General features: G+C 60.8%; 7 protein-coding genes. 1 reads left to right on the top strand and 6 read right to left on the bottom strand.

What is annotated here, in order from left to right; all coding sequences use genetic code 11:
• Positions 1 to 111: 111 nt before the first annotated feature.
• From AC1DLB_RS11000 to rimO, 3 genes are all read right to left on the bottom strand, one after another.
• Positions 112 to 822, bottom strand: coding sequence for an rRNA pseudouridine synthase (locus AC1DLB_RS11000; RefSeq protein ID WP_477743352.1), 711 nt, complete (start codon positions 820 to 822; stop codon positions 112 to 114).
• A gap of 128 nt (positions 823 to 950) precedes the next feature.
• Complete coding sequence (locus tag AC1DLB_RS10995) at positions 951 to 1,424, bottom strand: GNAT family N-acetyltransferase (protein WP_018926947.1); 474 nt, start codon at positions 1,422 to 1,424, stop codon at positions 951 to 953.
• A gap of 125 nt (positions 1,425 to 1,549) precedes the next feature.
• Entirely contained in the window at positions 1,550 to 2,887 is a 1,338-nt protein-coding gene (gene rimO / locus AC1DLB_RS10990; RefSeq protein ID WP_018926946.1) for a 30S ribosomal protein S12 methylthiotransferase RimO, read from the bottom strand.
• 289 nt (positions 2,888 to 3,176) lie between these two features.
• Here rimO and AC1DLB_RS10985 point away from each other — a divergent pair, with 289 nt between their 5' ends.
• Positions 3,177 to 5,078: a potassium transporter Kup gene (locus tag AC1DLB_RS10985; protein ID WP_477745477.1), complete on the top strand. Its 1,902-nt coding sequence runs from the start codon at positions 3,177 to 3,179 to the stop codon at positions 5,076 to 5,078.
• A gap of 61 nt (positions 5,079 to 5,139) precedes the next feature.
• Here the strand turns inward: AC1DLB_RS10985 and AC1DLB_RS10980 are convergent, their stop codons facing one another.
• The 3 genes from AC1DLB_RS10980 to mprF all read right to left on the bottom strand — a co-directional run bounded on the left by AC1DLB_RS10980 (position 5,140) and on the right by mprF (position 9,877).
• Positions 5,140 to 5,466 carry a DUF3077 domain-containing protein gene (locus AC1DLB_RS10980; RefSeq protein ID WP_086944782.1) on the bottom strand — a complete coding sequence of 109 codons (327 nt, stop codon included), beginning with the start codon at positions 5,464 to 5,466 and terminating at the stop codon, positions 5,140 to 5,142.
• A gap of 473 nt (positions 5,467 to 5,939) precedes the next feature.
• Entirely contained in the window at positions 5,940 to 7,235 is a 1,296-nt protein-coding gene (locus tag AC1DLB_RS10975; RefSeq protein ID WP_477784996.1) for a virulence factor family protein, read from the bottom strand.
• Positions 7,235 to 9,877, bottom strand: coding sequence for a bifunctional lysylphosphatidylglycerol flippase/synthetase MprF (gene mprF / locus AC1DLB_RS10970; protein WP_477784995.1), 2,643 nt, complete (start codon positions 9,875 to 9,877; stop codon positions 7,235 to 7,237). The genes AC1DLB_RS10975 and mprF overlap by 1 nt, the downstream gene beginning before the upstream one ends.
• Between the last annotated feature and the right edge of the window lie 16 nt (positions 9,878 to 9,893).

Genomic DNA, 9,893 nt, shown 5'->3' with positions numbered 1-9,893 from the left:
GTAGCGCACGCTGCGCAGTACGTCGTTATGAATCATGTGTGCAGTCCTGATATTTCGCTGTGGGCGCCGCATGAAGCTGCGGCGCCGAAATGTATGGCGGCGGGAAAAGCCTTAGAACTTCTCTTTGCCGGACAGGTAGCGCCATTGCCCCAACGGCACTTTGCCGATGGACACACCGCCGATGCGGATGCGGCGGATGGCGACGACCTTCAGGCCGACGGCCTGGCAGAACAGGGCGATCACACCCGGTTGTGGGTTTTTCACGGCAAAGCGCAGGCGGTTTTCGTTCTGCCAGCTGGCTTTGACCGGCGGCAGTTCCTTGCCCTTGTACGTCAGGCCGTGGTTCAGGCGGTTGAGGCCGTGAGCCACCATGTCGCCTTCGACCTCGACCACATATTCCTGCTCGATCTTGCTGGCATCGGCGGTGAGTTTGCGCAGAATCTTCCAGTCCTGGGTGAACACCAGCAGACCGCTGGCGTTGGCCTGCAGGTCGGCGCTGGCGGTCAGGCGCAGAAAGTGACCCTTGAGCGGACGTTTGCCGTAGCGGTGTTCTTCGCTCAGGGTCGCGGCGCTGAGGGTCGCCATGGCGCTGTCCGCGTCCATGCCCGCCGGGACGTTCATCAGGATGGTCACCGGCTCCGGCGCAGTGGCCTTGGCCTCTGGGTCGAGCTCGACTTTCTGGGTGTCGACCTTGAACTGCGGCTCGTCGATGACTTCACCGTCGACGGTGACCCAGCCGCCCTCGATGAACAGCTCAGCCTCCCGACGGGAGCAGCCGACGAGTTCGATGAGGCGTTTGGAGAGACGAATCGGGTCAGTCATGACAGGGCCGTAACAAAAAAGGGGTGGGCATTGTACCTGCTGGGCGCGGGTTAATCGCGAGTCCATTTGCCTCATGTGTTTTTAATGTGGGAGCGAGCAAGCCTGTTCCCACATGGCGCCATGGTGTGTCAGCCATTGCGCGCCAGTTGCTGGCCCTGGCGCAAACGCATGTGCAGCAACGGGTAAGGCTGGCCCATACCGTCATGTTCCGAACGACCAATTACCTCGAAGCCCTGCTTGAAGTAAAAACCCAGGGCCTGTGGGTTCTGCTCGTTGACGTCCAGCTCATCGGCGTTCAGGTGTTCCAGGGCATAGCGCAGTAATTGCTTGCCCAGGCCTTGGCCACGGTGATCCGGATCGATGAACAGCATTTCGATCTTGCCCGCTGCCACGCCGGCGAACCCGGTGATGCGCTGGCGCGAGTCTTTGGTGCAGATCAGCATGACGGCGTCGAGGTAGCGGGTCAGGACCAGGTTCTTCAGCAGTTCGATGTAGCTGTCGGGCAGAAAGTCATGGGTAGCGCGCACCGAGGCTTCCCACACGCGGGTGAGTTCTTCGTAGTCGCTCTGTTTCGGTGTGTAAATGACCGAATGTTGGCGCATGGCCGCTTGCTCCTTCTGTTAAGAGCCGTTCCTGTAAGGCTGCGAGTTTTTTCTCCCACAAAACGATAGACGTAAAAAAGCCCCGCATCTCGTCAAGAGAGCAGGGCTTTTCGTATTTTTTGCGTTTAGATCTGTTCAGCCCACAGGTCGTATTCGTCGGCGTCAGTCACTTTGCACCAGACCTTGTCGCCCGGCTTCAGGTTGCTGCCATTGTCGATGAACACGTTGCCGTCGATTTCCGGGGCATCGAAGAAGCAGCGGCCAACCGCGCCTTGCTCGTCGACTTCGTCCACCAGCACTTCGATCTCACGGCCGATGCGCATTTGCAGGCGTGCCGAGCTGATGGCCTGCTGGTGCGCCATGAAGCGATCCCAGCGGTCTTGCTTGACGTCGTCCGGAACGATCTCCAGGTCCAGATCGTTGGCCGGTGCGCCTTCGACCGGCGAGTACTGGAAGCAGCCGACGCGGTCCAGCTGGGCTTCGGTCAGCCAGTTCAACAGGTACTGGAAGTCTTCTTCGGTTTCGCCGGGGAAGCCGACGATGAAGGTCGAACGGATGATCAGGTCCGGGCAGATTTCGCGCCAGTTCTTGATGCGCGCCAGGGTCTTGTCTTCGAAGGCCGGGCGTTTCATGGCTTTGAGGACTTTCGGGCTGGCGTGCTGGAACGGGATGTCCAGGTACGGCAGGATTTTCCCGGCGGCCATCAGCGGGATCAGCTCGTCGACGTGCGGGTACGGATAAACGTAGTGCAGGCGAACCCAGACGCCGAGGGTGCTCAGGGCTTCGCAGAGTTCGGTCATGCGGGTTTTCACCGGCGCGCCGTTCCAGAAACCGGTGCGGTATTTCACGTCGACGCCATAGGCGCTGGTGTCCTGGGAAATCACCAGCAGCTCTTTGACGCCGGACTTGACCAAGCGCTGGGCCTCGTCGAGCACGTCACCGACCGGGCGGCTGACCAGTTTGCCGCGCATCGACGGGATGATGCAGAAGCTGCAGCTGTGGTTGCAGCCTTCGGAAATCTTCAGGTAGGCGTAGTGGCGCGGGGTCAGTTTGATCCCTTGCGGCGGCACCAGGTCGATCAGCGGGTTGTGATCCTGACGCGGCGGCACGACGTCGTGCACGGCGTTGACCACTTGCTCGTACTGCTGCGGACCGGTCACGGCCAGCACACTCGGGTGCACGTTACGGATATTGCCTTCTTCGACGCCCATGCAGCCGGTCACGATGACCTTGCCGTTTTCCTTGATGGCTTCGCCGATCACTTCCAGGGACTCAGCCTTGGCCGAGTCGATGAAGCCGCAGGTATTGACCACCACGACGTCGGCGTCCTGATAAGTGGACACAACGTCATAGCCTTCCATGCGCAGCTGGGTAAGGATGCGCTCGGAGTCGACCAGTGCTTTCGGGCAACCCAGGGATACGAAGCCAACCTTTGGATTGGCCGGCGCAGGAGTGGTGGACATGTCTAACCTCGGTATTTGTGACGCCTCCAGCCGATGACGGCAAGGCGACAGACGGGCGCTATGTTGCACCCTCTGGTCAAAAAGTGCGCAATTCTAACGATGGGCGGCGCACTTGACCAGCTTTATGCAGGGAAATACGACGAGTGCTGCGCTATGCTTCGCGCCGTTACGCTTTATCGATTTTTTACAGTCAATAAAACGTCTGTAACAACAAGTAAAACAGTGCATGCTGCACCACAAATCATAGTGCTTCTTCGAAGAGGCCGGATCTGAGTAGTAGGAGTGACGGATGGGGCAGGCAAGTAGTCAGGCGATAGCCGGTGGGCATTCGGCGGCGAAGCCGATCAGCATGCTGGTCGCGGCGGTCGGAGTGGTTTATGGCGACATCGGCACGAGCCCGTTGTACACCCTCAAAGAAGTGTTTACCGGTGGCTATGGCGTAGCGGTCAACCATGACGGCGTGCTGGGCATTCTGGCGCTGATCTTCTGGTCGCTGATCTGGGTCGTGTCAATCAAATACATACTGTTCGTATTGCGGGCCGACAACCAGAGCGAGGGTGGGATCATGGCCTTGACCGCGCTGGCACGACGAGCGGCGGGGGGGCATGCAAAATTACGCACGCTGCTGGTGGTTTGCGGGCTGATCGGCACGGCTTTGTTCTACGGCGATAGCATGATCACCCCGGCGATTTCCGTACTGTCGGCGATTGAAGGGCTGGAGCTGGCCTTCGAAGGCATCGACCATTGGGTGGTGCCACTGTCGCTGGTGGTGCTGGTGGCGTTGTTTCTGATTCAACGTCACGGTACGGCGCGGATCGGCATTCTGTTCGGGCCGATCATGGTCACCTGGTTTCTGGTACTCGGTGCAATGGGTGTGTATGGCATCAGCCAGCACCCGGAAGTGTTGCAAGCGATAAACCCGGTGTGGGGCGTGCGCTTCTTCGTGGACCATTCAGGCATGGGGATCACTATTCTTGGCGCCGTGGTGCTGGCGTTGACCGGTGCCGAGGCGCTGTACGCCGACATGGGCCATTTCGGTCGCAAGCCGATCGCTCGGGCCTGGTTCATTCTGGTGCTGCCCGCACTGGTACTGAACTACTTCGGTCAGGGCGCATTGCTGCTCGGTGATCCGGAAGCCGCCCGCAACCCGTTCTATCTGCTGGCGCCAAGCTGGGCGCTGATCCCGTTGGTAGTGTTGTCGACCATGGCCACGGTGATTGCCTCGCAAGCGGTCATCTCCGGTGCGTTCTCCCTGACCCGCCAGGCGATCCAGCTCGGCTATATTCCGCGGATGCGCATTCAGCACACCTCCAGTGCCGAGCAAGGGCAGATTTATATCGGCGCGGTGAACTGGTCGCTGATGGTCGGCGTAATCCTGCTGGTACTGGGCTTCGAGTCCTCCAGCGCCCTGGCCTCGGCCTACGGCGTGGCGGTGACCGGGACCATGTTGATGACCACGATTCTGGTGTCGGCGGTGATGCTGCTGCTGTGGAAGTGGCCACCGGTTCTTGCGGTCCCGGTGTTGCTCGGTTTCCTGTTGGTGGACGGTCTGTACTTCGCCGCCAACGTGCCGAAAATCGTTCAGGGTGGCGCGTTCCCGGTGATCGCCGGTATCGCACTGTTCATCCTGATGACCACCTGGAAACGCGGCAAGCAATTGCTGGTGGATCGCCTGGACGAAGGCGGGTTGCCGCTGCCGATCTTCATCAGCAGTATCCGCGTGCAACCGCCACATCGGGTCCAGGGCACCGCTGTGTTCCTTACCGCTCGCCCGGATGCCGTGCCCCACGCGCTGTTGCACAATCTGCTGCATAACCAGGTGCTGCACGAGCAAGTGGTGTTGCTGACAGTGGTGTACGAAGACATCCCGCGCGTCCCGCCGCAACGACGTTTCGAGGTCGATTCTTACGGCGAAGGCTTCTTCAGGGTCATCCTGCACTTCGGTTTCACCGACGAGCCGGACGTGCCGCAAGCACTGAAGCTGTGTCATCTCGATAACCTGGACTTCAGCCCGATGCGCACCACGTACTTCCTCAGCCGCGAGACAGTCATCGCCTCCAAGCTCGAAGGCATGGCCCGCTGGCGCGAGGCGTTGTTCGCCTTCATGCTGAAAAACGCCAATGGCAACCTGCGTTTCTTCAATCTGCCGCTGAACCGGGTGATTGAACTAGGTACCCAGGTCGAGATGTAAGCCCCCATGAAAAAGCCCCCGTTGCCATGAAGGTAGCGGGGGCTTTTTTGTGTCTGTGCCTTTACTTGCTTTCAGGCAATTCTTCTTCAGATTCGGTCTTTGTTCGGGCGGGTCGCGGTGTCAGCACCTTCACCACATCATCAATCACCGCCTTACTCATCGCCGTCAAATAATGCGCGGCCCAGGCGTGGCGGTCGGTGTCTTTTGCGTAGGCTGCATCCTCGGTAAATGATCTGGCGAGGAACAGCAGGTCGGAGGCTTGTGACAATGCATCAACGATGGGGACGCCGGCGCGGACGTTGAATAGCGCCTGATCCGAGCAGTAGATGAGAGGGGTGAAGCCGAGGGTTTTTAGTTCTGAAATCGCGGAAACATCAATTTTAGTCATAGTCAAAAATCCTAGTTGAGGAGCTGACTCATTCGTTTCCAAGCGAATGGGTGACAGCTGTACGCAGGTTGGAAACCGGGAACTAGGAAACCGGCACGCCCGAGGGCGTCCCACGCACAGCTGCCATAACTCATGATCACAAAAAACGCATGCAATCATGAAGGGGCRCTGTTGCGGCTAGTATCCGACGGGTTTCCAAGCCCGATCGCTGAATGGTCAGCGACGTCCGAGAGTATCCCGTCGAAGAAAAACGCAACAAGACGGCAAAGTGCCCAAAAAGAAAGATTCGGAGTTTGCCTACAAGGTCTGCGGGCGTCATCCGATATTGTGACACCTTCTGTAAACGAGACTAAACATGTCCCCATTTATCTGAGTTCAGCGCAGCCCCCTGTGGTGCGGTTAAATTGCGTGCTAATGAAAAAGCCCCCGCAACCATAAGGTGTCGGGGGCTTTTTTGTGTCCGGGGACTCAGATCACTCCTGAGCCGCCGTCTCCTTCGCTTGACGCTTCACGATGGCATCCACCAATCGCTGCGCCAACGCCGGGTAGTTCTCGTCGAAGTGATGGCCGCCAGGCAGTTTCATCGCTTCGCCCACGGCGGTCTTGTCGGTGCAGCCGCTCTCGTCGACTTCTTCCTCACCGTAGATGCACACCACTTTCGCCGGCGGCAGCTTGGCCATTTCCGGGCCGGTGGCGGYTTCTTTGCCGGCGTTGCCGAGCCAGCCTTCGACTTCGATCTCGAAGCTGCCGGTGCGGGCGAAGGCCAGCAGGATGATTGCGTCGACCCGCTGCTGTTCGGCTTCCGGCAGGCGGTTGTAGATGGCTGGCAGAACGTCGGCGCCGAATGAGTAGCCGGTCAGGATGAAGCGCTTGGTGCCCCATTTCTGCCGGTAGTGCTGCATCAGTTCGGTCAGGTCCAGGGCGCTTTGTTCCGGGCTCTTGTGCTGCCAGTAGTAGCGCAGGGTGTCGATGCCGACCACTGGGTAGCCGATCTTGGCCATCTCGCCGGCCACGTCGCGGTCCAGGTCGCGCCAGCCGCCGTCGCCGGAGAGGAATAGGGTCACGGTGTCCTTGGCTTGGCCGGCTGGCACTTCGACCACCGGAATCTGCAGGCCGCCAGCGGCTTTATCGCCACCGACGAGGGTTTTGCGCAGTTCGTTGTTCAGCACTTGCGGCAGGTTGATGTCGTAGTCGCTGATGCTGGTTTCGGCGTTGGGCTGGTCACGCACGAAGCCGGCGCTGGTGTCGTCCGGGTTGTCGTTCCAGGCCACCAGCCAGTGACCGTGGGCGGCACTTTTTGGCAGCAGATGAGTGCAGCCAGGTTTTTCCAGGGCCAGGTCAACCGAAATGGCCTGGGCCTTGTCGTCCTTCTGCTCGGCCAGCCAGCGCCACGCCAGCACGGCGCCAGGGCCGATGCCGCTGACCAGGGTTGCCGGGCCTTTGAGCTCTCTGAGGCCTGCCTGCAGAGCGCGACTTTGCTGGATGCAGTCCTTGGGCAGGATCACCTGGACGATCTGCGCAGAGCCGCTGCGGCTCAGGGTCATCAATTGTTTATCGCTGAGCTTCTGCTCTTCATTGACCGCCACCAGCACCTGCGCGCGCGGCGTKGTGCCGGGGATGACGCGGGTCATCGCGGCGCCATCGGCTGGCGTCAGCAGTTCGAGGGTCGGTTCGGGTGCCGGGCGTTTCAGGTACCAGTAACCGCTACCGACAATCAGGGCCAGCACTACCAGTGTGGCCAGTACGTACCGCAGGGAGCGTTGAATCATCAGCGTTTCACCAATCCAGTCAAGCCGCCCGCAATCAGGGCGGCAGTGTCGGCCAGGGCCACCAGCGGATCGAGTCCGGCGGGCACGGCCATATAACGGGGTTCCCAGTCAGGCTGGAACTTGTCTTTGAAGCGGCGCAAACCTTGGAAGTTATACAGCTGCTCACCACGGCGGAACACCATCGAGCCCAAGCGCTGGGTCAGTGGTGCGCCGCGCCGGGGTTGCAACCCCGACAATGGCACCATGCCCAGGCTGAAGCGCGCGTATCCATGATTTTTATAATGTTGAATCAGGCCGACCATCATGAATTCCATGGTCAGCTTAGGGGCGTCGGGGTGTGCGCGCATCAGGTCGAGGCTGGCCAGTTCATGACCGTAGGTCTCGAGCAGGTTGGCGAACGCCACCGGGCGCCCTTCGAAACGAATCACCGCGACACGGAAGTGCTTGAGGTAGTCATCGCTGAAACGCCCAAGCGAGAAGCCTTTCTCGCGCACATTCTTGCCGGTCAGCCAGGCATCGGAAATCACCTTGAGCTCGTCCATCGGCGCTTGCCCCGGCTCATGGATCTCCAGCGAAAGGCCGTCACGGGTGCCACGGTTCCAGGTGTAGCGCAGGTCCTTCATCTCTTTGCCTTTGGCTTCGAGATCGAAACGCTTGAGGTCGACCCGGGCTTCTTCGCCGAGCTTGATCGCAGTCAGGCCGATGTCCATGTAGTACGGCAGGTTCTCGGCACGCACTTGATAAAACACAGGGCGGGCGTGGTGGATATCGCACAGGTCACGGAACTGCCAGATCATTTCCGCCCGTTGCTGGGTCGGGCCGATCGGGTCATACAGCGCTACCAGGCTGCGGCCACGGCGGGCGTACATCAGGAACGCCTCGTCGTTGGGGTGAAACAGCAGCGCCTTGTCACCGGTCAGGGCCAGGCCGCCATCCGGTTGGGACGAGGCCATGAGGATATTAGCCGCGCGCTCCAGTTCATCGGAGGTTGGCAGGTGGATTATCGGACGCGCGGTACGCAGCAGCCACGTCAGGGACACCACCACCAGCAGCACCGCGGCACCCAGCAACGAACGCAAGCCTCGCGGGGCGTCGGCGTCGAGGGTGAACTGCCACCAGAGTTGATGGCTGTACGGAACGTCCTGATAGGCGAACAGCAGCAACCAGATCGATGCGCCGAGTACGCAAAGACTCGACACCAGATACAGCGGCGAAAACGGCAGCTCGGTCAGGCGGCTGGGACGGTAAAACGAACGCCGGAAAACCCCCAGCAAACTTGCTGTCAGGGTCATCAGGCTGGCTTCTTCCCAATCGAAGCCTTTGAGCAGAGAGAGCACGGCGCCGACCAACAACAGAATGGTGGTCAGCATCCACGCGGCCGACAGGCGGCGACGCAAGCCCTGAGCCAGCAGCAGGCAGAGCACGCCCACCAGGCTGGCGCCGAAGTGCGAGGCGTCGACCAGTCGATGCGGGATCAGAAAGCCGATGTGTTCAAGGCGCGTATCGATCTCCGGCGTTACGCCAGAGAACAGCAACACCACGCCGGACAGGAACACCAGCACCGCCAGAATCGGCGCGGCCAGGCCTGAGGCGGCGCGTAGCGTCTGGCGTGTCTGAAACAGGCGCTGGCCTTCGTTGATCAGCAGCAGTACGCAAGCCACCAGCAGCGGCAAGATCACGTAGATCAGGCGGTAGAGCAGCAGGGCGGCAGCCAGTGGCGCGGCACCGAGCTTGTCGGCGAAGGCCGCCAGCAAAATCGCTTCGAACACCCCGACACCGCCGGGTACATGGCTGAGCACGCCAGCGGCCAGGGCCAATAGATAGACCAGCAGGAACGCACCGAAGGGTGGCGCTTCGGGCAGCAACAGATAGAGCACTGTCGCGGCGGCGGCCACGTCCAGGGCGGTGATGACCAGTTGCAGGAAGGTCAGGCGGCGGCCCGGCAGGCGCAAGGTACGGCGGCCGACCTTGACCAGCAGGTTGTCCGGGTAAGGCTGTTCCGGCAAGCGACGGCGGTAGATACCGATCGCCAGTACCGTGGCGAGCAGCAGCACGGCCCCTGCAATCGCACCCAGCAACGTCTCGGAGAAACCCAGGGCCAGCGAGGCGGCGGGCAGGTTGCTGAGGGTGGCGAGGGCGGCCAGGGGCGGGAGGGCGCAGCCGAGCGAGAGGCTGGCAAACAGCRTCATGTGCGCGACTTCCGAAGCCCCCACGCCATGCCGTGCATATAGACGGTAGCGAACCGAGCCCCCCGACAGCAGCGACAGACCGATGGCATTGCCGATGGCGAAGGCGGTGAAGCCCCCCAGCGCCACGACTCGCGGCGCCAGTGTCACGCCGGCATAACGGCTGGCCGACCATTCGTAACCCAGCAGAATGATGAAGCCGACGACGGTCGCGCCTAACGCTCCCAGCAAGGCCGGTCTCGGCACTTCCAGGATCGAGTCGTGCAGCGCGTACAGATCGAGTTCGCTCAGCAGGTGACGACAGGCAATCAGCGCGATGGCGAACAGCAGCAAAGTGACCGCCAGACCGATGGGTTGACGGTATTTGCTGATTCGATCCAGCAAGCGCAGACGCTCGGCTTTGATCGGTTGTGTCGCTGTGACGGTGTYTTGTGGATCAGACGAGTTGGCGCGCATCAATCACCTCTTGGAT

The organism is Pseudomonas sp. 05N434 (assembly GCF_056396965.1).
Note: the sequence above shows the minus strand (reverse complement) of the source record. Positions and strands in the feature narration are given on the sequence as shown.